The sequence below is a fragment of the Amycolatopsis sp. NBRC 101858 genome, assembly GCF_030269325.1.
Classification (GTDB): domain Bacteria; phylum Actinomycetota; class Actinomycetes; order Mycobacteriales; family Pseudonocardiaceae; genus Amycolatopsis; species Amycolatopsis ponsaeliensis.
Genome location: NZ_BSTD01000001.1, coordinates 1,457,807 through 1,479,573, shown reverse-complemented (window position 1 = coordinate 1,479,573; position 21,767 = coordinate 1,457,807). Strand labels below are relative to the sequence as shown.

Annotated in this window: 23 protein-coding genes; 12 read left to right on the top strand and 11 right to left on the bottom strand. The window is 71.0% G+C overall.

Annotated features, from left to right (window positions below):
- Positions 1 to 2: 2 nt before the first annotated feature.
- From QSK39_RS07065 to QSK39_RS07045, 5 genes are all read right to left on the bottom strand, one after another.
- The gene (locus tag QSK39_RS07065) at positions 3 to 1,343 is read right to left on the bottom strand and encodes a serine hydrolase domain-containing protein (protein WP_285476820.1); all 1,341 of its coding nucleotides are present in this window, start codon (positions 1,341 to 1,343) and stop codon (positions 3 to 5) included.
- A gap of 220 nt (positions 1,344 to 1,563) precedes the next feature.
- Positions 1,564 to 2,184 (bottom strand): response regulator transcription factor, encoded by a 621-nt coding sequence (locus tag QSK39_RS07060; RefSeq protein ID WP_284742981.1) that lies wholly within the window; start codon positions 2,182 to 2,184, stop codon positions 1,564 to 1,566.
- Positions 2,181 to 3,338: a sensor histidine kinase gene (locus QSK39_RS07055; protein ID WP_285477959.1), complete on the bottom strand. Its 1,158-nt coding sequence runs from the start codon at positions 3,336 to 3,338 to the stop codon at positions 2,181 to 2,183. The genes QSK39_RS07060 and QSK39_RS07055 overlap by 4 nt, the downstream gene beginning before the upstream one ends.
- Positions 3,335 to 4,207: an ABC transporter permease gene (locus tag QSK39_RS07050; protein ID WP_502873247.1), complete on the bottom strand. Its 873-nt coding sequence runs from the start codon at positions 4,205 to 4,207 to the stop codon at positions 3,335 to 3,337. Before QSK39_RS07050 ends, QSK39_RS07055 begins: the two co-directional genes overlap by 4 nt.
- Positions 4,204 to 5,043, bottom strand: coding sequence for an ABC transporter ATP-binding protein (locus tag QSK39_RS07045; protein WP_285476819.1), 840 nt, complete (start codon positions 5,041 to 5,043; stop codon positions 4,204 to 4,206). The genes QSK39_RS07050 and QSK39_RS07045 overlap by 4 nt, the downstream gene beginning before the upstream one ends.
- A gap of 240 nt (positions 5,044 to 5,283) precedes the next feature.
- On the opposite strand from QSK39_RS07045, the gene QSK39_RS07040 reads away from it, so the two are divergent.
- The gene (locus QSK39_RS07040) at positions 5,284 to 6,978 is read left to right on the top strand and encodes an SDR family oxidoreductase (RefSeq protein WP_285477956.1); all 1,695 of its coding nucleotides are present in this window, start codon (positions 5,284 to 5,286) and stop codon (positions 6,976 to 6,978) included.
- Between the two features lie 14 nt (positions 6,979 to 6,992).
- Positions 6,993 to 7,595, top strand: coding sequence for a TetR/AcrR family transcriptional regulator (locus QSK39_RS07035; protein WP_285477955.1), 603 nt, complete (start codon positions 6,993 to 6,995; stop codon positions 7,593 to 7,595).
- A 6-nt stretch (positions 7,596 to 7,601) separates the two neighbouring features.
- Here QSK39_RS07035 and QSK39_RS07030 read toward each other — a convergent pair whose 3' ends face one another.
- Positions 7,602 to 8,750: a citrate synthase 2 gene (locus QSK39_RS07030; RefSeq protein ID WP_285476818.1), complete on the bottom strand. Its 1,149-nt coding sequence runs from the start codon at positions 8,748 to 8,750 to the stop codon at positions 7,602 to 7,604.
- 289 nt (positions 8,751 to 9,039) lie between these two features.
- Between QSK39_RS07030 and QSK39_RS07025 the strand changes: the two genes are divergently transcribed.
- Genes QSK39_RS07025 through QSK39_RS07000 form a run of 6 tightly spaced genes read left to right on the top strand, consistent with a single transcriptional unit; the run spans position 9,040 to position 13,435 of the window.
- Positions 9,040 to 9,342 (top strand): urease subunit gamma, encoded by a 303-nt coding sequence (locus QSK39_RS07025; RefSeq protein WP_086680249.1) that lies wholly within the window; start codon positions 9,040 to 9,042, stop codon positions 9,340 to 9,342.
- 10 nt (positions 9,343 to 9,352) lie between these two features.
- Positions 9,353 to 9,658 (top strand): urease subunit beta, encoded by a 306-nt coding sequence (locus tag QSK39_RS07020; protein WP_285476817.1) that lies wholly within the window; start codon positions 9,353 to 9,355, stop codon positions 9,656 to 9,658.
- Position 9,659: 1 nt separating this feature from the next.
- Positions 9,660 to 11,375, top strand: a complete 1,716-nt coding sequence (locus tag QSK39_RS07015; protein WP_285476816.1) for an urease subunit alpha — start codon at positions 9,660 to 9,662, stop codon at positions 11,373 to 11,375.
- Entirely contained in the window at positions 11,375 to 12,055 is a 681-nt protein-coding gene (locus QSK39_RS07010) for an urease accessory protein UreF (RefSeq protein ID WP_285476815.1), read from the top strand. Before QSK39_RS07015 ends, QSK39_RS07010 begins: the two co-directional genes overlap by 1 nt.
- On the top strand, positions 12,045 to 12,734 hold the full coding sequence (ureG, locus tag QSK39_RS07005) for an urease accessory protein UreG (RefSeq protein ID WP_285476814.1): 690 nt from the start codon (positions 12,045 to 12,047) through the stop codon (positions 12,732 to 12,734). Before QSK39_RS07010 ends, ureG begins: the two co-directional genes overlap by 11 nt.
- Positions 12,731 to 13,435 (top strand): urease accessory protein UreD, encoded by a 705-nt coding sequence (locus QSK39_RS07000; RefSeq protein ID WP_285476813.1) that lies wholly within the window; start codon positions 12,731 to 12,733, stop codon positions 13,433 to 13,435. The genes ureG and QSK39_RS07000 overlap by 4 nt, the downstream gene beginning before the upstream one ends.
- A 23-nt stretch (positions 13,436 to 13,458) precedes the next feature.
- Here the strand turns inward: QSK39_RS07000 and QSK39_RS06995 are convergent, their stop codons facing one another.
- Positions 13,459 to 13,800: a hypothetical protein gene (locus tag QSK39_RS06995; RefSeq protein ID WP_285476812.1), complete on the bottom strand. Its 342-nt coding sequence runs from the start codon at positions 13,798 to 13,800 to the stop codon at positions 13,459 to 13,461.
- Between the two features lie 196 nt (positions 13,801 to 13,996).
- Here QSK39_RS06995 and QSK39_RS06990 point away from each other — a divergent pair, with 196 nt between their 5' ends.
- On the top strand, positions 13,997 to 14,707 hold the full coding sequence (locus QSK39_RS06990) for a TetR/AcrR family transcriptional regulator (RefSeq protein ID WP_285476811.1): 711 nt from the start codon (positions 13,997 to 13,999) through the stop codon (positions 14,705 to 14,707).
- Between the two features lie 47 nt (positions 14,708 to 14,754).
- Here the strand turns inward: QSK39_RS06990 and QSK39_RS06985 are convergent, their stop codons facing one another.
- Entirely contained in the window at positions 14,755 to 16,428 is a 1,674-nt protein-coding gene (locus QSK39_RS06985) for a purine-cytosine permease family protein (RefSeq protein WP_285476810.1), read from the bottom strand.
- A gap of 217 nt (positions 16,429 to 16,645) precedes the next feature.
- On the opposite strand from QSK39_RS06985, the gene pdxH reads away from it, so the two are divergent.
- The 3 genes from pdxH (at position 16,646) to QSK39_RS06970 (ending at position 19,517) form a co-directional block, all read left to right on the top strand.
- Positions 16,646 to 17,323 carry a pyridoxamine 5'-phosphate oxidase gene (gene pdxH, locus QSK39_RS06980; RefSeq protein WP_284742971.1) on the top strand — a complete coding sequence of 226 codons (678 nt, stop codon included), beginning with the start codon at positions 16,646 to 16,648 and terminating at the stop codon, positions 17,321 to 17,323.
- A 346-nt stretch (positions 17,324 to 17,669) separates the two neighbouring features.
- Positions 17,670 to 18,938 carry an MFS transporter gene (locus QSK39_RS06975; protein ID WP_285477954.1) on the top strand — a complete coding sequence of 423 codons (1,269 nt, stop codon included), beginning with the start codon at positions 17,670 to 17,672 and terminating at the stop codon, positions 18,936 to 18,938.
- A gap of 24 nt (positions 18,939 to 18,962) precedes the next feature.
- Entirely contained in the window at positions 18,963 to 19,517 is a 555-nt protein-coding gene (locus QSK39_RS06970) for a DUF3558 family protein (protein WP_285476809.1), read from the top strand.
- Here QSK39_RS06970 and QSK39_RS06965 read toward each other — a convergent pair.
- From QSK39_RS06965 to QSK39_RS06955, 3 genes are read right to left on the bottom strand one after another with little or no spacing between them, the layout of a single operon-like run.
- Positions 19,514 to 20,338 carry an MBL fold metallo-hydrolase gene (locus QSK39_RS06965; RefSeq protein WP_285476808.1) on the bottom strand — a complete coding sequence of 275 codons (825 nt, stop codon included), beginning with the start codon at positions 20,336 to 20,338 and terminating at the stop codon, positions 19,514 to 19,516. The genes QSK39_RS06970 and QSK39_RS06965 overlap by 4 nt on opposite strands.
- Positions 20,335 to 21,165, bottom strand: coding sequence for an MBL fold metallo-hydrolase (locus QSK39_RS06960; RefSeq protein ID WP_285476807.1), 831 nt, complete (start codon positions 21,163 to 21,165; stop codon positions 20,335 to 20,337). Before QSK39_RS06960 ends, QSK39_RS06965 begins: the two co-directional genes overlap by 4 nt.
- Complete coding sequence (locus QSK39_RS06955; RefSeq protein WP_285476806.1) at positions 21,165 to 21,743, bottom strand: TetR/AcrR family transcriptional regulator; 579 nt, start codon at positions 21,741 to 21,743, stop codon at positions 21,165 to 21,167. Before QSK39_RS06955 ends, QSK39_RS06960 begins: the two co-directional genes overlap by 1 nt.
- Positions 21,744 to 21,767: the final 24 nt, after the last annotated feature.

The following is a 21,767-nucleotide window of genomic DNA, read 5'->3' as shown; positions in this document are numbered from 1 at the left end:
GATCAGCGCCAGCCTTCGACGCCGCCCGGCACCGGCGCGGCCGGGTCGTACGGCGTGCGGGTGAAGACGAACGTCGCGAGGTCGAGGTGCGTGGCGACGCCGTCGGAGTCGCGGCCCACTTCGAGCGTCTCGCCCGAGTAGTAGCCGTCGAGGCCGACGTAGGTGTCACGGCCGGTGGCGCGGAAGCGCGAGCTGCGCCCGGCGCCTTCGGCCGGGGCCAGCAGGAGCAGCCCGTCACCCTGGATGCGCAGGTGGTACGGCGTCGGGCCCCAGTGCCAGAGCCCGGTGAGGGCGAGCAGCGCGGGGTCGACGGCCGAGGGCTGCCACTCGGTGGGCAGGCGCGGCTCCCGCTCGTCGGTCGTCGTGATCAGGTCCAGGCAGAGCTGGGTGATGCCGACGCCGGACGTCGAGTTCGTGAGCACGAGCGCGCCGGTCTGCGCGACCGGGTCGACCAGCGTGACGGCGAGGAAGCCGGGCATCGAGCCGGTGTGCCCGGCGAGGCGGCGGCCCTGGTAGCGCACGAGCATCAGGCCGAGGCCGAAGCCGGTCGTCCAGACGTCGGTGTCGTCGACGGTGACCATCATCCGCATCTGCTCGATGGTCTCCGGCGCGAGGACGCCGCCGCCGTGGCCGCCGAGGAACGCCGTCCAGCGGGCGAGGTCGGTGGCGGTGGACCACAGCTGCCCGGCGGGGGCCATCGCGCCGGCGTCGGGGCTGGGTTCCGGCAGGAGGACGTCGGCGAAGGGGTGCACGGCGAAGCCCTGCGCGTGGTCGCCGACCGGGTGCGGGGTGGTGCGGGTCATCCCGAGCGGGCCGAGGACCTCCTCGTCGAGCACGGAGAGCCAGCCCTTGCCGCGGCGGCGTGAGACGAGCTCGCCCAGCACGCCGTAGCCGACGTTCGAGTAGTGGAACTTCGCGCCCGGCCGGTGCTTGGTCGCGCCGTCGGCGAGGCTCCCGGCGAGCGCGTCCCAGTCGGCGCCGGGGGTGCGCTCCCACCACAGGCCGGGGGACTCGGAGGTCAGGCCGGAGGTGTGCGACAGCAGCTGGGCGACGGTGGCGGTGCCGAAGGGCGTGCCCGGGACGTGCTTTTCGAGCGGGTCGTTGAGGTCGAGCAGGCCTTCGTCGCGCAGCCGCATGACGGCGGTGGCGACGAGGGTCTTGGTGATCGAGCCCAGCCGGTACTGGGTGTCGGTGCCGGGCGGCCGGTCGCCGACGCGCCCGCGGCTCCCGGACCAGACGATCTCCCCGTCCCGCACGACGGCGGCGACGAGCGAGGGAGCCCGGCAGACCGCCTGTTCGTGGGCGATCCGGCGGAGGAGGGCGTGTTCGGTCGACTCAAGCATGGGGGCATTCTGCCGCGCCGGGGCGGGCGAGGCAGGACTCTTCGCCAGACCTCACACCCGCGGCGTGCGCGAAGGGTCGACACGCGTGATTGAAGGGTCGACACGCGTGATTTGAAGGTCGACACGGCGCTGGGCCGGTTTGCCGCCGTGTCGACTCCTCAATCACGCGTGTCGGCTTCCTGATCACGCGTGTCGACCCTCCAAGCACGGAGAAACCGGTTCAGCCGAGCAGGTTGCGGGACATCGCCGTGGTCACCGCGGCCGTGCGGTCGGACACGCCGAGCTTGCCGAACACCCGCAGCAGGTGCGTCTTCACCGTTGCCTCGCTGATGTGCAGCGCCCGGCCGATGTCGGCGTTCGTGCCGCCCTTCGCGACCAGGCGCAGGACTTCCACCTCGCGCGCCGACAACGACTGGGGCTCCGGGTTGCGGACCCGGTTGACCAGCTTCCCGGCCACCGACGGCGCGAGCACCGTCTCCCCTCGGGACGCCGCGCGGATCGCGTTCGCCAGCTCCGTGCGGGACGCGTCCTTCAGCAGGTAGCCCGATGCCCCCGCCTCGACCGCGCGGAGGATGTCGGCGTCCGTTTCGTACGTCGTCAGCACCACGATCCGCCGGCCCGGCTGCTCGCGCAGGATCCGCTTCGTCGCTCCGACGCCGTCGAGACCCGGCATCCGCAGGTCCATCAGCACGACGTCCGGCAGTGCGACGCGGTCGAGCGCGACGGCTTCGTCGCCCGAGCCCGCTTCGCCGACCACCGTCAGGTCGGGCTCGGCTTCGAGCATCCCTCGGAGGCCTTCGCGGACGACGGGGTGGTCGTCGACGAGCATGATGCGGATCAAGCCGGCACCTCCAAGGTGAGTTCGGTGCCGCGCGGGCCACTCCGGACGCTCAGTGTGCCACCCACCTGCTCGGCCCGGGACCGCATGCCGCGCAGGCCGAAGCCGCTGACCCCGTCCGGGTCGAAGCCGGTGCCGTCGTCCCGGACGGCCAGCCGCACCGCGTCGTCCACAACAGACAGACGCACCGACACCGACGACGCGGCCGCGTGGCGCCGGACGTTGTTCAGCGCCTCCTGCGCGCCCCGCAGCAGGACGACTTCGCCCGCCATGCCGATCGCCGAGAGCACACCGTCCACTTCGTACTCGACCGACACGCCCGTCTCGTCGGCGAGCCGGTCGGCCTGGCGGCGGACGGCGTCCACCAGGGACCCGGACGCGAGGTCCGCGGGCGCCAGCGCGGCGACCATCGTGCGGGCCTCGGCCAGGTTCTCCCGCGCCGTACGGGCGGCCAGCTCGACGTGCCGCCGCGCCGCCGCCGGGTCGGTGTCCAGTTCGGACTCGATGGCCTCGGCGAGCGTGACGATGCTGGTGAAGCCCTGGGCCAGCGTGTCGTGGATCTCGCGGGCGAGCCGTTCGCGCTCGGCCGCCGTGCCCGCCTCGCGGGAGAGCCGGGCGACCTCGGCCTGGCTCGCTTCGAGCCGGTCGATGAGGTCCGCCCGCGCCCGGCTCTCCTCGATGACGTGCAGGATGAACTTGCCGGACAGGATCCCGAACACGACGAGGATCGCGGTCATCGGCAGCAGGATGTGCAGCGCCGGCCCCTGCAGCCCGTCCGCGGCGATCGACGACAGCGGGCTCAGCAGGATCACCAGCGTGGTGAGCACCGCGGCCGGGCGGAACTCGAGCGTCGAGAACAGCAGCGGGCACACCATGAACAGGATGAAGCTGGCCGTCGTGTTCGCGAACATCGCGACCGCGACCAGCGCCACGACCACCAGGGCGAGCGTCCACCGCTGCTTCAGGTGCCCGTCGTCGCGCACGACCCGACGTCCCCACAGCAGGTAGGTCAGCGCGAGCGCGGTGAGCGCCCCGACCGCGACGACGCTGCGGACCGGATCGGTCTCGTCCAGCAGCACCAGCGTCGTCGTGGCCAGGTAGGCGACCGCGAAGAGGATCTCCCAGAGCCAGTTGAACCGGTCCCAGGCGTCCTTCACTTCGTGTCGGTCCACCGGAAGCTCAGCCGCGCCAGCAGCGCGCCCACCACGCACCAGATCCCCAGCACCAGCGCCACCCGCGGAAGTTCCCATGAGCCAGCCATCTCCATTCCGACCGCGCCGTCCGGCAGGAACACCGACCGGAACCCCTGGCAGATCCATTTGAGCGGGAAGAACGACGCGATGTCCACCATGATCTTCGGCAGGTTCGTGATCGGCGTGACGAACACGCCGGAGATGAACTGCAGCACCAGGTACAGCATCTGCACGACGGCGACCGCGCCGGTGGTCGACTTCGCGAGCGAGCTGAGCGCGATCCCGAGCAGCGTGCACGAGACGATGCCGAGCGCGAAGACCCACAGCAGCGTCAGCCACTTCGAGGGCTCGGACGGCAGCTTCAGCCCGAACAGCAGCACGGCGACGGCGGCCATCAGCACGGTCTGGGCCAGGCTGGACACCGCGACCAGCACCATCTTGCCGATGAAGTAGGCCGACGACGGCATCGGCGTGCCGCGAAGGCGTTTGAGCGCCCCGGTTTCCCGGTCGGCCGAGACGCCGGTCGCGATGCTGTTGAACGACGTCGAGACGATGCCGGAGCCGATCATGCCGGCCGCCAGCAGCTGTCCGGAGGTGACGCCCGCCAGCGCCGTCGGACCGTCCAGGATGGACCCGAGCAGGATCATCAGGACCGCGGGCAGGGAGAAGGTGAAGACCACCTGTTCCTTGTGCCGGAAGAACTGCCGCAGCTCCGTACCGCCGCGGGCTAGCCCCAGTGTCAGGGGGCCGGGGAGGGCGCCAGGTGCTTTTCGGGGGTTCCGGGTGGCGGAGCCCCCGGCCTGGGGCGAAGCCCCGGGTGTTGCAGCGGTCATGCCTTGTCTCCGATCAGGTCCAGGTAGATGTCCTCCAGGCTCGGCCGGGTCACCGTCAGCCCCGCGAGCTCCCTACCCCCAGCAGAGAGCTCGTTCACGAGCTTGGTCGGGTACGAGGTGCGCTCGACGTGCTCGCCGCGTTCGTCCGACCACCGCACGGTCGCCTCGGCGGCGGCGCGGCCACCCAGGTTCTGCGGCGTGTCCTGCGCGACGATCTCGCCGCGCGCGATCACCGCGACGCGGTCGGCGAGCGCTTCGGCCTCGTCGAGGTAGTGGGTGGTCAGCAGGATCGTCGTGCCCTCGGCGGCGAGCTCGCTGATCAGCGTCCAGAAGTGCCGCCGCGCTTCGGGGTCGAAGCCGGTGGTCGGCTCGTCGAGGAAGAGCAGCTCGGGCCGGCCGATGATCCCGAGCGCCACGTCGACGCGGCGCCGCTGCCCGCCGGAGAGCGACTTGACCCGCGCCTTGGCCTTCTCGGCGAGCCCGACCTTCTCGATGACCTCGTCGGGGTCGCGCGGGTCGGGGTAGTACTTCGCGAAGTGCCGCACGGTTTCGGCGACGCTCAGCTCGGCGGCGTCGTTCGCGGTCTGCAGGACGATCCCGATCCGCGACCGCCAGGCGCGGCCGGCCTTGCCGGGGTCCTCGCCGAGGACGGTGACCTCGCCGGCGGTCCGCTGCCGGTGGCCTTCGAGGATCTCGACTGTCGTGGTCTTCCCGGCGCCGTTCGGGCCGAGCAGGGAGAAGACCTCCCCCTGGGCGATGTCCAGGTCGAGCCCGGCCACCGCGAGGTGACCCGGGTACTGCTTGCGCAGGCCGCGCACGCTCACTGCTGTGGTCATGGCTCAAGCTTCGTCGCTCGGAGCCGCCGACGGGAGCGACGCTCAGCTGAATCCGGCTGTCCACCGATCGGTGGACAGAGTCGTCAGCCGCGGCCCCTTGGTTTCCCGTGGAACCACGAAAACGCTGTCATACAAGCAAAAACCCGGCGGATGCATGAACAAGATCCGGCCACCAGCCGCCGCGCGGGTGAATCACGCTGTTGACAAGTTGTCTAACATGACAGAATGTCTCACAAGTGGGTGACCGCCAGCGACGGTGTCCGCCTCTCCGTCACCATCGACGGCCGGGAAGACGGGCCCACGGTCGTGCTCGTGCACGGCTATCCCGACAACAGCTCGATGTGGGGCGGGGTGGCCGCCGAGCTGAGGGCGGACCACCGCGTCGTCACCTACGACGTCCGCGGGGCCGGACAGTCGGACAAGCCGCCGGGACGCGCGTCCTACCGGCTGGACCAGCTGGCCGACGACCTCCGGGCGGTCGTCGACGAGGTGAAGCCGCACGGCAAGGTCCACCTCCTCGCCCACGACTGGGGCTCGATCCAGACCTGGCACGCCGTCACCGGTGACGCCCTGCGCGGGCGGGTCGCCTCCTACACGTCGATCTCAGGCCCGAGCCTCGACTACGTCGGCGCCTGGTTCCGCGCGCAGCTGACCCGCCCGACGCCGAAGCGGCTCAAGAACGCGCTGAGCCAGTTCCTGCACTCCTGGTACATCCTCGCGTTCCAGATCCCGCTCGTCCCGCAGCTGCTCTGGCGCACCGGCCTGCTGGGCGCGCAGATCCAGCGCATGGAGCCCGACGCCGCGAAGCCCGACAAGAGCGACGGCATCCACGGCCTCGAGCTCTACCGCGCCAACATGTTCACCCGCCTGTCCCGGCCCACGCCGCGCGCCGCCGACGTCCCGGTGCAGGTCCTCGCCCCGACCGGCGACGCCTACGTCACCACGCCGCTGCAGACCGAGGTCGCGCGCTGGGTGCCGGACCTGCGGGTCCGCCCGGTCGTCGGGACGCACTGGGTGACCCGGGCGCGGCCGGCGGTGGTCGCCGGCGCCGCCGCCGAGCTGATCGAGTACGTCGAAACCGGCGTCGAGAGCCGGGCCCTGAAGAAGTCGCGAGTGGAGGCGAAGAGGTTCGAGCACAAGCTGGTCGTCGTCACCGGCGCCGGCAGCGGGATCGGCCGGGCCACCGCGCTCGCGTTCGCTGCCGAGGGCGCCGACGTCGTCATCACCGACATCGACCCGGCGGCCGCCGCGGAAACCCTGAAGCTCCTGGAGGACCACGGCGTCGCGGAGTACACAGTGGACTCCAGTGACGGCGCCGCCGTGCACCGCTTCGCCGAGGACGTCCGCGAGCACCACGGCGTCCCGGACATCGTGGTCAACAACGCCGGGATCGGCATGTCCGGCCCGTTCCTCGACACGTCCGCCGAAGACTGGGAACGCGTCATCGACGTCAACCTCTGGGGCGTGATCCACGGCTGCCGCGCGTTCGCGCCGATGCTCGCCGAGCGCGCCGAAGGCGGCCAGATCGTCAACCTCGCGTCGGCGGCCGCCTACCTGCCGTCGAAGATCCTCACCGCCTACGCCACGACGAAGTCCGCCGTGCTGACGTTGAGCGTCTGCCTGCGGGCCGAGCTGGCCGAGCACCACATCGGCGTCACGGCGGTGTGCCCGGGCATCGTGAAGACGAACATCACGAACACGACCACGTTCGTCGGAGTGTCCGAAGAGGAGCAGCGACGGCGTCAGCAGCAGAGCTCGAAGCTCTACGCCCGGCGCGGGTTCGGCCCGGAAGGCGTCGCGAAGGACATCCTGCGGGCCGTGGAGAAGGACACCGCGATCGCCCCGTCCACCCCGGAGGCCAAGGTCGCGCTGGTCCTTTCGCGACTGACGCCCGGGCTGCTGCGCCAGGCGGCCAAGCTGGACCTGACGCCGTGAGCCGGCCGCGGCGGATGTCGCCGCAGGCCCGCCGCGACGACCTGATCCGCGCCGCGCTCGACCTGTTCGGCTCGCGGGCGCCGGAGCTGGTCACCGTGGACGACATCGTCGCGCGCGCCGAGGTGTCGCGGCCGTTGTTCTACCGGTACTTCTCCAGCCTGCGCGAGCTGCAGGTGGAGGCGCTGCGCACGGTCACCGACGGGCTCATCGACGGACTGGCCGGCCTCGAAGAGGGCCCGCCGGAGACGCGGCTGCGCGCGGCCGTCCGCGGCCTGATCGACGTCGCCGACCACTACCGCGCGGGCTACATCGCGTTGCTGCGCAGCGGGTCGGTGATCGCGACGTCCGAAACGGACGCGGCGATCGACGAGGTCCGCAACCGCGCGGTGGCCCTGATCCTGGACGCGCTCGGCGTCGAAGAGCCGTCGCCGCTGCTTTCGCTCACGTTGCGTTGCTGGACGGCGGTCGTCGAAGGCGCCCTGCTGAGCTGGCTGCAGGAACGCACGCTCCCGCGCGACCTGCTGGACACCTGGCTGGTGGACCAGCTCACGGCGATGCTGGGGGCCACCGCGAACCACGAAACGGCCGGCCCCGCGAAGGCGCCGGCCGTTTCGTGAACGGCGTCAGTGCTTGGTGACCAGTTCCCAGCCTTCGACGTCCTCGGGCGTGCGCGGCGCCGGGCCGACGTACTTGGCCGACGGCCGCACCAGGCGTCCGGTCCGCTTCTGCTCCAGGATGTGCGCGGCCCAGCCGGCGGTGCGCGCCGAGCTGAACATCGACGGCATCATGTGCGGCGGGACCTGCGCGAAGTCCAGGATGACCGCGGCCCAGAACTCGACGTTCGTCTCGATCGGGTGGTCCGGACGGCGCTCGCGCAGCTCCTTCAGCGCCGCCTGCTCCAGCGCGACGGCCGCCTCGTAGCGGGCGGCGCCAAGCTCCTGGCAGGTGCGGCGCAGCACGCGCGCCCGCGGGTCCTCGGCCCGGTAGACGCGGTGGCCGAAGCCCATCAGGCGTTCCTTGCGGTCGAGGATGCCCTTGACCAGGCCGGCCGGGTCACCGGTGCGCTCGACCTCTTCGATCATCGGCAGCACCCGCGCCGGGGCGCCGCCGTGCAGCGGGCCCGACATCGCGCCGATGGCGCCGGACATGGCCGCCGCGACGTCGGCGCCGGTCGACGCGATGACGCGGGCGGTGAAGGTCGACGCGTTCAGGCCGTGCTCGGCGGCCGACACCCAGTAGGCGTCCAGCGCCCGGACGTGCGCGGGGTCCGGCTCGCCGCGCCAGCGGACGAGGAACCGCTCGGTGATCGAGTGGGCCTCGTCGACGCGGGTCTGCGGCACGGCGGGCTGGCCGATGCCGCGTGCCGACTGCGCGACGTACGACAGCGCCATCACCGAGGCGCGGGCCAGCTGCTCACGGGCCTCTTCGTCGGTGATGTCGAGCAGCGGGCGGTAGCCCCAGATCGGCGCGAGCATGGCCAGCGCGGCCTGGACGTCGACCCGGACGTCGCCGGTGTGCACCGGCAGCGGGAACGGCTCGGCGGGCGGGAGGCCGTGGCCGAACCGGCCGTCCACGAGGAGGCCCCATACGTCACCGAAGGTCACCTTGCCGGCGAGGTCCTCGATGTCGACGCCGCGGTAGCGCAGCGCACCGCCGTCCCGGTCGGGTTCGGCGATCTCGGTGTGGAAGGCGACGACGCCCTCCAGACCCGGTCGGAAGCCGTCGTCGGGTTCGCCGGACGGCTGTGGCTTGGTGATCGTGGAGGTAGTCACTGTTTCGCGGAACCTTTCGGTGCGCTTTCTTCCCCGTCTTGGTGGTGGTGCTCGCGCGGACGGAATTGCGCACGGAAAGCGCGCACCATCGCACGGATGGATAGACCTTGCTCCCTCGATCGCCGGGGGGCAATCGAAAGATGCGGTGGTTTCGGTCACGATTACGAGAACGATTCAGTCACCGAGGCCGTCCGACCGGAGAATTTTCACCACGCAGTGTGACGAAGCCCAGGTTAAAGGTATGTTTCCGAACCAGGCGCGCCCGTGGTCCGGGTGATAAACCTGAGCGATGCACCTCAGTCCGCAGGAGCGCGACAAGCTGCTCGTCCACGTGGCGGCCGACGTCGCGCGGAAGCGGCTGGACCGCGGCGTCCGGCTGAACTACCCCGAGGCGGTCGCGCTGATCACCGACCACGTCCTCGAAGGGGCCCGCGACGGGCGCACCGTCAGCGAGCTCGTCGCCAGCGGCCGGACCGTGCTGTCGCGGGCGCAGGTGCTCGACGGCGTCCCCGAAATGGTGGACTCCGTGCAGGTCGAGGCCACCTTCCCGGACGGCACGAAGCTCGTCACCGTGCACGACCCGATCGTCTGAGAGGACCTCGATGCGTCCAGGCGAGATCATTCCCGGCGACGAGCCGGTGGAGCTGAACCCCGGCCGCCCGCGGGTGACCCTGCTCGTGCGCAACCTCGGCGACCGGCCGGTCCAGGTCGGCTCGCACTACCACTTCGCCGCGGTGAACCCCGGCCTCGAATTCGATCGCGACGCCGCCCGCGGCCGCCGGCTCGACGTCCCGGCCGGCACGTCGGTGCGGTTCGAACCCGGCGTCGAGCGGGAAGTCGATCTTGTTCCGCTTGCCGGGACTCGTCGTGTTCCGGGCTTGCGGTCCGAATTCTCGGGAGAGTTCTGAAATGCCGCAGATCGACCGCGAGCGCTACGCCGAGCTGTTCGGCCCGACCACCGGCGACCGGATCCGGCTCGCCGACACCGACCTGCTGATCGAGGTCACCGAAGACCGCTCGATGGGGCCCGGCGGCAGCGGTGACGAGGTCCTGTTCGGCGGCGGCAAGGTCATCCGCGAGTCGATGGGCCAGGGCACGGCGACGCGAGCTGAAGGCGCGCCCGACCTGATCATCACCGGCGCCGTCATCCTCGACCACTGGGGCATCGTCAAGGCCGATGTCGGCGTCCGCGACGGCCGGATCGTCGGGATCGGCAAGGCGGGCAACCCGGACACCATGGACGGCGTCGACCCGGCCCTGGTCATCGGGCCGTCGACGGAGGTCCTGGCCGGCAACGGCAAGATCCTCACCGCCGGCGGCATCGACTGCCACGTCCACTTCATCTGCCCGCAGCTCGTCGACACGGCGCTGGCCGCCGGGCTGACCACGTTGGTCGGTGGCGGCACCGGGCCCAGCGAGGGCACGAAGGCCACGACCGTCACGCCCGGCGCGTGGAACCTCGGCCGGATGCTGTCCGCCATGGACGGTTACCCGGTCAACGTCCTGTTGCTGGGCAAGGGGAACACCGTCCGGCACGAGGCCCTGCGAGAGCAGCTGGCGGCCGGCGCGGGTGGCTTCAAGCTGCACGAGGACTGGGGTACGACCCCGGCGGCGATCGACGCCTGCCTGACCGTGGCCGACGAGTCCGGCGTCCAGGTCGCGATCCACACGGACACGCTCAACGAGGCGGGGTTCCTGGAGTCCACTGTGGACGCCATCGGCGGGCGCTCGATCAACGCGTACCACACCGAAGGGGCCGGCGGCGGGCACGCGCCGGACATCATCGAGGTCGTCTCGCTGCCGAACATCCTGCCGTCGTCGACCAACCCGACCCGGCCGCACACGGCCAACACGCTCGACGAGCACCTCGACATGCTGGTGGTCTGCCACCACCTCAACCCGTCGGTGCCCGAGGACCTCGCGTTCGCCGAGAGCCGGATCCGGCCGTCGACGATCGCCGCCGAAGACGTGCTGCACGACCTGGGTGCCATCTCGATGATGAGCTCGGACTCGCAGGCGATGGGCCGGATCGGCGAGGTGATCATCCGGACGTGGCAGACCGCGCACGTGATGAAGCGGCGTCGCGGCGCCCTGCCCGGCGACGGCGCGGCCGACAACCTGCGCGCCCGTCGTTATGTCGCCAAGTACACGATCAACCCGGCCATCGCGCACGGCATGGAGACCGAGATCGGCTCGGTCGAGGTCGGCAAGCTGGCCGACCTCGTCCTGTGGGAGCCGAAGTTCTTCGGCGTCCGGCCGCACGTCGTCCTGAAGGGCGGCTTCCCGGCGTGGGCGGCGATGGGCGACGCGAACGCATCCATCCCGACACCTCAGCCGGTCATGGCGCGCCCGATGTTCGGCGCGAACATCGGGACCGCGCTGAGCCTGCACTTCGTCGCGCCGTCCGCTTTGGACAGTGGACTGCGCGAGACGTTCGGCATCACGCGTCCGCTGGTCGCCGTGGCGAACACGCGCGCGCGGACGAAAGCGGACATGGTGCTCAACGACGCCACGCCGGACGTCCGCGTCGAGCCCGACAGCTTCGCGGTGCACGTCGACGGCGAGCTGATCGAGCCGCAGCCGGTGACGGAACTGCCGATGGCCCAACGCTACTTCCTGTTCTGATGGACCTTTCGGCGCTGATCCTGGCGGACTCCCGCTTCCCCGGCGGCGGGCACGTCCACAGTGGCGGGCTGGAGGAAGTTGTCGCCCGCAAGCTGGTGACTTCCGTGCGCGACCTGCCGGGATTCCTGTCCGGACGGTTGCGGACGACGGGTTTCCTGGCCGCGGTCTTCGCCGCCGCTTCGGCACACGCCGCTGCTCGCTCGGTCGCAAAGGGGCATTGGTCCACTTTGGATGCCGAGCTGGACGCGCGGACGCCGTCGCTCGCGCAACGGGAAGCCTCGCGGGCGCAAGGGCGGGGGACCGCGCGCGCCGGGAAGATCGCTTGGCCGTCTCCGGTGCTGGACGCGTTGCTGGCCGAGACTCCGCGGCCGCACCACCCGGTGGTGCTGGGCGCGCTGGTCGGCGTCGCGGGCGGTTCGCCGTACGACGCCGCGATGGCCGTCGCCTACCTTTCCGTGAGCGGGCCGGCCGGCGCGGTGGTGCGGCTGCTGGGGCTGGACCCCTTCGCCGTCAACGCCGTCGTGGCCCGGCTCGACCTGCGGTCGGTGGCGGAAGCGGCCGCGGCCGTCGCGGGGGACGATCCGGCGTCGCTGCCGTCGCCGGGGTCGCCCGCGTTGGATCTGTTCGCCGAGGCGCACGCCCGGCACCACCAGGAAGAGGTGCGTCTCTTTGCCAGCTGAAGGCCACGGCCACGGGCACGTCCACGAGGTCAACTTCGACCCGACGGCGGCCGACCCTGACCACTACGATGCCGCGCCGACGGCCGGGCGCGCGTACCGGATCGGCATCGGCGGCCCGGTCGGCTCGGGCAAGACGGCGCTGACCGCGGCGCTGTGCCGCGCGCTGGGCGACGAGGTGAACCTCGCGGTCGTCACGAACGACATCTACACGACCGAGGACGCGGACTTCCTGCGCCGCGCGGGCGTTCTGGACCCGGCGCGGATCGAGGCGGTGCAGACGGGGGCGTGCCCGCACACCGCGATCCGCGACGACATCACCGCGAACCTGGACGCCGTCGAGCGGCTGGAGGAGAAGTTCCCCGGCCTCGACCTGGTGATCATCGAAAGCGGCGGCGACAACCTGACGGCGGTGTTCAGCCGCGGGCTGGCCGACAGCCAGATCTTCGTGGTGGACGTCGCGGGCGGCGACAAGGTGCCGCGCAAGGGTGGCCCCGGCGTGACGACGGCGGACCTGCTGGTGATCAACAAGATCGACATCGCGCACCTGGTGAACGCGGACATGGCCGTGATGACGTCAGACGCGCACCGGATGCGGGGGACGCTGCCGGTCATCACGCAGTCCCTTGTGGACACCCCGGACGCACCGGCGGTGGCCGAGTGGGTGCGTTCGCTGCTGTGAAGGCCCACGCCCGGCTGACGGCGTGCTTCGACGGCACGCGCACGGTGCTGCGCGAACTGCGGTCGATGGCACCGTTGACGCTGTTCCCCCGCCGTGGCCGCGGTCCGGCGGCGGTGGTGCACCTGGTCAATTCGGCGACGACGCCGTTGGGCGGGGACGATTTGCTGCTTTCCGTCCACGTTGGTCCTGGCGCGTCCCTGCGTCTATCCGGTGTCGCGGCCACGCTCGCTCTGCCCGGTCTTCACGGCGAGGGTTCGTTGTCGACGGTTTCGGTGGTCGTCGAGGAGGGCGGCTCGCTGGAGTACCTGCCGGAGCCGACGGTGATCACGGCGCGCGCCCGGCACACGGCTGAATTCCGCGCTTCGCTGGCGCCTGACGCCTACCTGCACACGCGGGAGGTGCTGGTGCTGGGACGGGCCGGCGAGCGCCCGGGGTCGCTGACGACGTCGTCGCACGTCACGCGGGGTCCGACGCCGGTCTTGCGGCAGACGCTGGCGATCGGCGATTCCACTTTGGACGCGAGTTTGGCGGTGCTGGCGGGCCGCCGGGTGCTGGCGACGGACCTGGTGGTGGGCGGCCCGGACCGGCCGGCGGAGTCGGGTGAGTGGTGGTCGCGGACGCCGCTGGCCGCGGGCGGAACGCTCACGACGTCACTGGCGCCGGACGCGGTGACCGCGCTGCGCCCGTTCCGGGATTCGTGAAGACCGCGCTCGCCGAGATCGGCTCACCGGAGGTGGCCGCACGCCCACTTCCAGGTGGCATTGCCGTATTCCTTCGCTGCGGTGTCGGGATCCTTGCCCGGCGCGGGCATCGCCGTTTCGCGCGCAAGCGCGGGATCCAGGGCTGTCCGCGCGAGTCCGGCGATCGCGAGGGCCGATCCGGCGACGCAGAAGTTCTTGGCCGACTCGAACATCTCGGCATAGGTGTGCGGTGCGTTCAGGGTGAATCCGGCGGCCTTCATGGCTGACGTCCACTCCGCCTGGGGGTCGGGCGGCGCATCGCTGCCGCAGCCGGCGAAGGCGCAGACCGACAGCACGGCCAGGGCGGGCAGCACGGTGCGAGGCATTCGGGATTCCCCTCGTGGCTGATCGACACCGAGAGGTCGTCCATGCATGCCGGCTCGTTACGGTTCGCCGGTGAAGACCACGCTCGCCGGAGAAGACCCCCTGCGGCTTCTCCGGCGAACCCTTTGGTAATCGTGATTTTCACAAAGTAGTCATACCGGTAGGATCTGGCAATCCCTCAGAAGGAGGAGACAACCGGTGGCTCGCACGTACGGCGGCGTCGCACCCGAGCAGCGTCGCGCCGATCGACGTGCGCGGCTGCTCACGGCCGGTCTCGAGCTCTTCACCTCGACCGGTTTCCGGCACACGAAGATCACCGACATCTGTGCCCGCGCCGGTGTGTCCACGCGGAACTTCTACGAGGAGTTCGTCGGCAAGGAAGACGTGCTCCGCACCCTTCACGACCAGATCAACAGCCTGGCGCTCGCGCACGTCACCGCCGAACTCGACAAGGTCGCCGACGCCGACGCGCTCACCCGCATCTCGACGTTGCTGGACGTCTTCATCGCGACCGTCACCGCGGATCCGCGGATGCCGCGCCTCACCTACGTCGAAGCGGTCGGCGTCAGTGCCGAACTGGAGGCGCAGCACCAGGTGTGGGTCGACCGCTGGGCGAACTTCATCGCCGCCGAGGCGAGCCGGGCCGCCGAGCACGGCGTCGTACCGGTGCGGGACTACCGGCTGACGGCGATCGCGCTGGTCGGCGCCGGCACCGGGTTGCTGCGCGAATGGCAGGCGCACGACCCGCCGCTGCCGGTCGAAGAGGTGGGCGCGGAGTTCCGCGCGATGATGCTGGCGGCCATCATGCGGCCGGAAAAGATCTTGGAACTGCCGGGCAACCCCGGCGACCGCTCGGGCGTGGAAGAGTCAAGCCGGGCGGGGGGACGGGGGGACGCCCGGCGAACGTGAGGGCCCGGTACCCGCCGCGGACGCGGGTACCGGGCCCTTCACGGACGTTACGCCTGGCGCGGTGTGGGCAAGCCCAGCGAAACCGGGCCGGTCGTCTGGCACATGTCGTGACAGCTGTTGTCGAGCGTGCAGCACAGCGAGCAGATCGGGCCGTCCTGCTTCGCGCAGTCGGCGACGTCCGGCAGTTCGTACGGATCGCCGCAAACCGAGCAGGCGTGCGTCGCCCGCAGGTCGACGTCGGAGTCCGGGCCGGCGACCGTGTTCGGCCGGGCCAGGTAGTACTTCCCGCGGGTCGCCACGGCCAGCAGCGGCACCAGCACGACCGCGATGACCAGGGCCAGCAACGGACTGAACGCGGCCAGGAACTGCCCGAAGGCACCGAAGTACGCCACGATCGAAACCGTCGAAGCGACGAGCATCGAGCCGAACCCGACCGGGTTGATCTTGTGCAGGTAGGCCCGCTTGAACTCGATGTACTTCGGCGAGAGGCCCAGCGGCTTCGCGATCACCAGGTCCGCGCACACCGCGCCGATCCAGGCGATCGCGACGTTCGAGTAGAAGCCGAGGATCTTGTTCAGGAAGCCGAACGCGCCGAACTCCATCAGCGCGAGCGCGATCCCGCAGTTCACCAGCACGTACCAGACCCGGCCGGGGTGCTTGTGCAGCACGCGGGAGAAGAAGTTCGCGAACGACAGCGAGCCGGAGTACGCGTTCGTCGTGTTGATCTTGATCTGCGAGACGACGACGAACAGCGCGGCGAACGTCAGCGCCACCGGCCCGAGCGCGGGCTTCACCGCTTCGAGGTACGGCGCGATCGGCTCCAGCGCGTGCGTCTTCCCGACGACGCCGAGCGCGAGGAACGCCAGCAGCGCGCCCCCGATCTGCTTCGCGGCCCCGAGGATCACCCAGCCGGGTCCGGCGGCGAGCACCGCGGCCCACCAGGACCGCTTGTTCTCCGCCGTCTTCTCGGGCATGAACCGCAGGTAGTCGGCCTGCTCGCCGATCTGCCCGATCAGCGACAGCGCGACGCCCATGCCGAAGCCGAACCCGATCGCGGAGAACCCGGCGCCGGCCCCTTCGGTACCCCCGAAGTGGGTGAACTCGGCGAACTTGCCGGGCTCGCGGACCAGCACGACGACGAAGGGCAGCACCAGGCCGGCGATCCAGAGCGGCTGCGTCCAGGTCTGCATCTTCGCGACCGCGCCCATGCCGTAGAGCGCGAAGGGCAGCACGATCAGCGTCGCGAGCAGGTAGCCGATCGGCAGCGGGATGCCGAGGGCCAGCTCGAAGGCCTGGCCCATGATCGAACCTTCGAGCGAGAAGAAGATGACGGTGAAGCTCGCGTACACGAGCGACGTCAGCGTCGACCCGAAGTAGCCGAAGCCGGCTCCGCGGGTCAGCAGGTCCATGTCCACTCCGGACTTCGCGCAGGCCGCCGCGATGGGCACGCCGGTCCCGAAGATGACGACGGCCGCGGCGAGGATCGCGAGGACCCCGGACGTGAAGCCGTAGGAGAGGACGATGCTGGCCCCGATCGCGAAGTCGGCGAGGTAGGCGATGCCGCCCAGCGCCGTCGTCGCGACCACGAACGGTGACCATTTCCGGAACGAATGAGCGGCGAAGCGCAGTGAGTAGTCTTCGCGGTTTTCGTTGGCCGCGAGCGGGGCGTACCGGCGTTTCGGCGGAGCGCTTTCTTCGGCGTTCGACAGGGTCTCGGTCATGCCTGCCTCCGGGGTGGTGGGGAACGGGCCGAAGGTAGGCGGGTCCTGTATCGATCCTGGTCCGGCGGGTAACACCCCGGTTACGGCTTGTTGTACAGCGGTTACGGCCTGAGGTGGCGGGTGTCACCGTTCAGTGGGTTCCGCCGCAGCTCGGAAGGCCCTAACGTGCCTAGGGCCGAAGTCGACTGATGCCCCGACCGGGCGTGGAGGTTTGGCGATGATGCCGGAGATCAAGGATCAGGTGGAAGACGCCGTGGTGCGCCTGCCCGGAATGCGCGTGGCGTACGACGGGGCCGCGTTCGACGAATCCGCGCTGGCGGCCACCTGGACCGATCAGCTGCAGGGCTGGCTGAACCAGGCTGTCGCCGCCGGGATCGCCGAACCGAACGCGATGGTGCTGGCGACGGCCGACAACGAAGGCCGCCCGTCCTCGCGCACGGTGCTGTGCAAGGGCCTCGACGAGCGCGGCGTGGTGTTCTACACGAACTACACGTCGGAGAAGAGCCACGACCTGACCGCGACGCGCTACGCGTCGGTGACGTTCCCCTGGTACGCGCTGCACCGCCAGGTCCACGTCCGCGGCGAGGTCGAGAAGGTCGGCGTCAAGGAGACGGCGGAGTACTGGGCCCAGCGCCCCCGCGGGTCGCAGCTGGGGGCGTGGGCGTCCCCGCAGTCCCGGGTGGTCGACGGCCGCCGGGCGCTGGACAACGCGTTGAGCGGGATCGAGCGCCGGTTCGCGGACGTCGAGCAGATCCCGGCGCCGCCGCACTGGGGTGGCTGGCGGATCCGGCCGGACCTGGTCGAGTTCTGGCAGGGCCGCGAGGACCGCATGCACGACCGGCTCCGGTTCGTCCGCAACGACGACGGGTGGACCATCGAGCGCGTGGCGCCGTAACCGCTTTCGGAAGGTGGCCCCCGCCCGCGGCGGGGGCCACCTTCGTGGGCGAGCTCGATAGCCACGGCACGCTGGCCGGTTCACCCGTTGGCGCGTTGCCTGGCGAATGCCCTTGCTCTACCCGACTGCCCGCGCCTGCGTGCCCTTGGTCCTCGCTGATCCGGCGCAACCGTGCGCGCCGCGCGTGATCCCGGCCGATCAGCTCGAAGACCTGCTCGGCGGCCATCCCAGCAGCTTGGCTGGTGAACCACCGATCGCCGGCGCCGGGCCCGGGCGACGGAAATCACGCGACTCCAGATAGTTAGCCGAGCTAAACTCATCGGTTGTGACCTCCGAGCCCGAGACCTTGCCGCCCCGGTCGAAGGGGATTCGCAAGCTCCTCGGCCGCATCATCGTCGACACCCGGCCACTGAAGATCCCCGCCTTCCGGCGGCTCTGGCTGTCCACTGTGGTCACCGCCGTCGGCACGCAGCTGACCGCCGTCGCCGTGCCGAAGCAGGTCTTCGACCTCACCGGGTCCTCCGCCTACGTCGGCCTCACCGGGCTCGTCGCCCTCGTTCCGCTGCTGGTCTTCGGGCTCTGGGGCGGCGCCGTCGCCGATGCCGTCGACCGGCGGAAGCTGCTCATCGTCACCAACGTCCTCGTCGCCATCACCTTCGCGCTGCTCTGGCTGCAGGCGTTCCTGAACTTCGGCTCCGTCTGGCTGGTCCTCGCCCTGCTGGCCGTCAACCAGGCCCTCTTCGCGATCAACATGCCCACGCGCGGCGCCGTCGTCGCGCGGCTGGTGCCCGGAGAGCTGCTGCCGTCGGCCAACGCGCTGAGCTCGACCATGTCGACCTTCGGCGCCGTCTTCGGGCCGCTGCTCGCCGGTGCGCTCATCCCGGTCCTCGGCCTGTCGACGCTCTACCTGATCGACGTCGTCGCCCTCACGATCACGCTGCTCGCGGTCTGGCGGCTGCCGGCCCTCCCGCCGCTCAACGGCCCGTCGCGGCGCGCGGGCGTCAGCGATGTCATCGACGGCTTCAAGTACCTCGCGACGAAGAAGGTGCTGCTCGCCTCGTTCGTCGCCGACATCATCGCGATGGTCTTCGGCATGCCGCGCGCGCTGATCCCGGAGATGGCCGAACGCACGTTCGGCGATCCACCCGGCGGCGGCCCCGCGCTCGGCTGGCTCTACGCCGCCCTGCCCGCCGGCGCGATGCTGATCGGCCTGTTCTCCGGCTGGCTGACGCGCATCCACCGCCAGGGCGTCGCGGTCGTCATTTCCATCTGCGCGTGGGGCGCGGCGGTGGCGGCGTTCGGGCTCGCGCACTCGTTGTGGCTCGCGGTCCTCTTCATGGCGGCGGCCGGCGCGGCCGACATGGTCAGCGCGGTCTACCGGATGGCGATCCTGCAGGTCGCGACCACCGACGAGATGCGCGGCCGGCTCCAGGGCGTGTTCACGGTGGTGGTCGCCGGCGGCCCGCGGATCGCCGACCTGGTCCACGGCTGGGGCGCGGCCGCGTTCGGTACCGAGGCCGCGGCGACCGTCGGCGGGCTGCTGGTGATCGTGTCGGTCTGCGCGTCGATGTTCCTGCTCCCGGCGTTCTGGCGGTACCGGGCGCCCACTGCTTAGTCTGTTCGGAGTACGGTGCCGGACATGCGTACCCTCGCCGTCGTTTTGGTCGCTTTTGCCGCTTTGACCGCCTGCTCCTCGGGCGACAAACCGTCTTCGACGCCGTCGTCGTCCGCACCCCCGAAGCCGAGTTCGAGCGCCAACCCCGCCGCGGCGGCGTCGCTGGACCCGTGCAAGCTGCTGCCCGCCGCGGCCGTGTCGAAGGCGCTGTTCCTGGACAACCTCCAGGCGGTGGCGGGCCCGGTCCAGGACACCACGGCCAACGGCGGCAAGGCCCGCAGCTGCGAGTACCAGCTGAACGGCAAGGCCGCCGGCGCGCTCGCGGTGACCCGTTACGAAGGCCGCCAAGGCAAGCCGGCCGAGATGGTGGCCTCGATCAAGAAGGCGAAGCCGGGCGCGAAGGACGTCGCCGGCTTCCCGGACGGCGCCGTCTACTACGTCGACGAGCAGAAGACGGCCACCCTCGCCTCGGCCGAGCTGGTGTCGGGCACGCCGGTGCTGGTCAACTACACCGGCCCGGCGAAGATGACGCCGGAGCAGATCGCGCCGCTGGTCAAGCAGGCTCTCGACGCCAGCTAGCGACGCAAGGCCGCCAGCTCGACCGGGCTGTGCGCCGAGAACACCGTGACCTCGTCCGGGTGCTCGCGGGCCAGTTCGTGCAGCCGCGCCAGGTTCGCCAGCCTCGGCTTGCGCAGCGTCTGGACGATGTTCTGGAACGCCGTGAGCCCCGGCGGGCAGTGCGGCGCGACCGGGTCCAGCTGGCCGTGGAAGAAGTACGCGTCGCCCGCGTGCAGCAGCCAGCCGTCGCCCGTGTCGACCGCGACACCCGTGTGGCCGCGCGTGTGGCCGGTCAGCGGGACCAGCAGGATCTCCTCCGGCAGGCCCTTGAGCGACCGGACCGCCTCGAAGCCGAACCACGGCTCGCCCAGCTCGTCGTAGGTGCTCCACAGCGGGCGGTGGGCGAACTGGATCGCGCGGTAGCGGTTCTTCTCGGCCGCGTTCGACGGCGACGTCGCGGCCCGGTGCTCCTCGGACCGGACGTGCACGACGGCGTTCGGGAAGTCCGCCAGCCCGCCCGCGTGGTCGACGTCGAGGTGCGTCGCGACGATGTGCCGGACGTCGGCGGGGTCGAGCCCGAGCGCCTTGATCTGCGCGACCGCCGTCTCGGCGGCCTCGAGCCGGGCGCCGACCATCGCCATGAACGGCTTGCCCAGCCATTCGCCGGGCCGCGTGACGCCCTGGCTGCCGAACCCGGTGTCGACCAGCACCAGGCTGTCGCCGGTTTCGATGAGCAGGCAGTGCGCGACCAGCTCCGCCCGCCGCAGCAGGCCGGGCTCGCCGTCGAGCAGCTTGCCGCCCGCCGGGCGCATCGATCCGCAGTTCAGGTGGTGCACCTTCATACCCTGCTCCTGCTCAGCCGGACGAACTCGGTCTCGTCGTGCGCGGCGAAGACGGTCACCTCGTCGCCGTGCTCCTGAACAAGCTGGCGCAGGCGGCGGTGATTGTCCAGCCGGGCGCCCTTGACCGTCTCCATGTGGCCCTCGAACCACTTCAGCCCCGGCGGGCACCGCGGCGTGGCGTCGACCTGGCCGTGGAAGAAGTACGAGTCGCCGGCGTTGAGCAGCCAGCCGTCGCCGGTGTCGACGGCGACCCCGGCGTGCCCGCGCGTGTGCCCCGAGAGCGGGACGAGCAGGATCTCCGGCGGCAGGCCGTCGAGCTGCCGGACGGCGTCGAAGCCGAACCACGGTTCGCCGGTGTCCGCATAGGACGTCCACTGTGGACCATGAGCGAACTGGATCGTGCGGTAGCGCCCGCGTTCGGCGGCGTCCCGCGGCTCCTGGAACGCCCGCAGCTCTTCGGCGTAGACGTGCACGCGGGCCCACGGGAAGTCGATGAGCCCGCCCGCGTGGTCGAGGTCGAGGTGGGTCAGCACGATGTCGCGGACGTCGGCCGGGTCGAAGCCGAGCGCGCGGATCTGGGCGATCGCGGTCTGCGCGGGATCTTCGACCGGGTTGGACTGGCGGACGAAACCCGCGCCCAGCCAGGCGTTCCGGTCGACGGCGGCGGGGGTGCCCATGCCGGTCTCGACGAGCACGAGCCCCGTGTCCGTCTCGAGGAGCAGGCAGTGGCAGACCATGGTGGCGCGCCGGAACAGGCCCGGCCGGCCGTCGATCAGGCCGCCGCCGAGCGGGCGCATGGTGCCGCAGTTCAGGTGGTGGACGCGCATCAGGAGAACTCCCGGTCGAGGGTGGCGTGCAGGTGGGTGGCGACGGCGCGCAGCGGCGCCAGGTCGCGTCGGGTGCGGGCCAGCAGCAGCCCGCCTTCGATCGCGGCGAGCACGACGGTGGCGAGCTCGTCCGCTCGCTTGGTGGAAAGCTTTTGCCCGGCAAGGTAAGTCGCCAGGATTTCGTGCCACGACGAGTAGCCGTCGGCGCAGGCTTCGCGGATCGGCTCGCTCTCCGCGGCGGCGTCGAGCGCGACTGTCGCGAGTGGACACCCGCGCTGGAAGTCCGATGCGGTCAGGAAACCCGCGAGTGCTTCGACGGCGCGGTCGATCGCGGTCACGGCGTCGGGCGCGTCACGCAGGATCGCTTCGAGGAGCGCGCCGGTGCGTTCACCGGAAAGCCGGACGGCTTCGGCGGCGAGCTGTTCCTTGCCGCCGGGGAAGTGGAAGTAGAGCGACCCCTTCGGTGCGCCCCCGGCCGTGGTCAGCTGGGTGAGGCCGGTGGCGTGGTAGCCCTGCGAGTGGAACAGGTCGGCGGCGGTGTCGAGCATCCGCTGCCGCGTGTCGGTGCGACGGACCATGGCGCCGACTGTAGCTCAAACTAT

Bases quoted from the DNA above. Each gene is read 5' to 3' on its own strand.
- QSK39_RS07035 (WP_285477955.1), top strand. From the start codon at position 6,993: ATGTCGCCGCAGGCCCGCCGCGACGACCTGATCCGCGCCGCGCTCGAC.
- QSK39_RS06955 (WP_285476806.1), bottom strand. From the start codon at position 21,743: ATGGTCCGTCGCACCGACACGCGGCAGCGGATGCTCGACACCGCCGCC.
- QSK39_RS07045 (WP_285476819.1), bottom strand. From the start codon at position 5,043: ATGACCACAGCAGTGAGCGTGCGCGGCCTGCGCAAGCAGTACCCGGGT.
- QSK39_RS06985 (WP_285476810.1), bottom strand. From the start codon at position 16,428: ATGACCGAGACCCTGTCGAACGCCGAAGAAAGCGCTCCGCCGAAACGC.
- QSK39_RS07050 (WP_502873247.1), bottom strand. From the start codon at position 4,207: ATGACCGCTGCAACACCCGGGGCTTCGCCCCAGGCCGGGGGCTCCGCC.
- QSK39_RS06965 (WP_285476808.1), bottom strand. From the start codon at position 20,338: ATGAAGGTGCACCACCTGAACTGCGGATCGATGCGCCCGGCGGGCGGC.
- QSK39_RS07065 (WP_285476820.1), bottom strand. From the start codon at position 1,343: ATGCTTGAGTCGACCGAACACGCCCTCCTCCGCCGGATCGCCCACGAA.
- QSK39_RS06960 (WP_285476807.1), bottom strand. From the start codon at position 21,165: ATGCGCGTCCACCACCTGAACTGCGGCACCATGCGCCCGCTCGGCGGC.
- QSK39_RS07025 (WP_086680249.1), top strand. From the start codon at position 9,040: ATGCACCTCAGTCCGCAGGAGCGCGACAAGCTGCTCGTCCACGTGGCG.
- QSK39_RS06995 (WP_285476812.1), bottom strand. From the start codon at position 13,800: ATGCCTCGCACCGTGCTGCCCGCCCTGGCCGTGCTGTCGGTCTGCGCC.
- QSK39_RS07020 (WP_285476817.1), top strand. From the start codon at position 9,353: ATGCGTCCAGGCGAGATCATTCCCGGCGACGAGCCGGTGGAGCTGAAC.
- QSK39_RS07015 (WP_285476816.1), top strand. From the start codon at position 9,660: ATGCCGCAGATCGACCGCGAGCGCTACGCCGAGCTGTTCGGCCCGACC.
- pdxH (WP_284742971.1), top strand. From the start codon at position 16,646: ATGATGCCGGAGATCAAGGATCAGGTGGAAGACGCCGTGGTGCGCCTG.
- QSK39_RS06970 (WP_285476809.1), top strand. From the start codon at position 18,963: ATGCGTACCCTCGCCGTCGTTTTGGTCGCTTTTGCCGCTTTGACCGCC.
- QSK39_RS07010 (WP_285476815.1), top strand. From the start codon at position 11,375: ATGGACCTTTCGGCGCTGATCCTGGCGGACTCCCGCTTCCCCGGCGGC.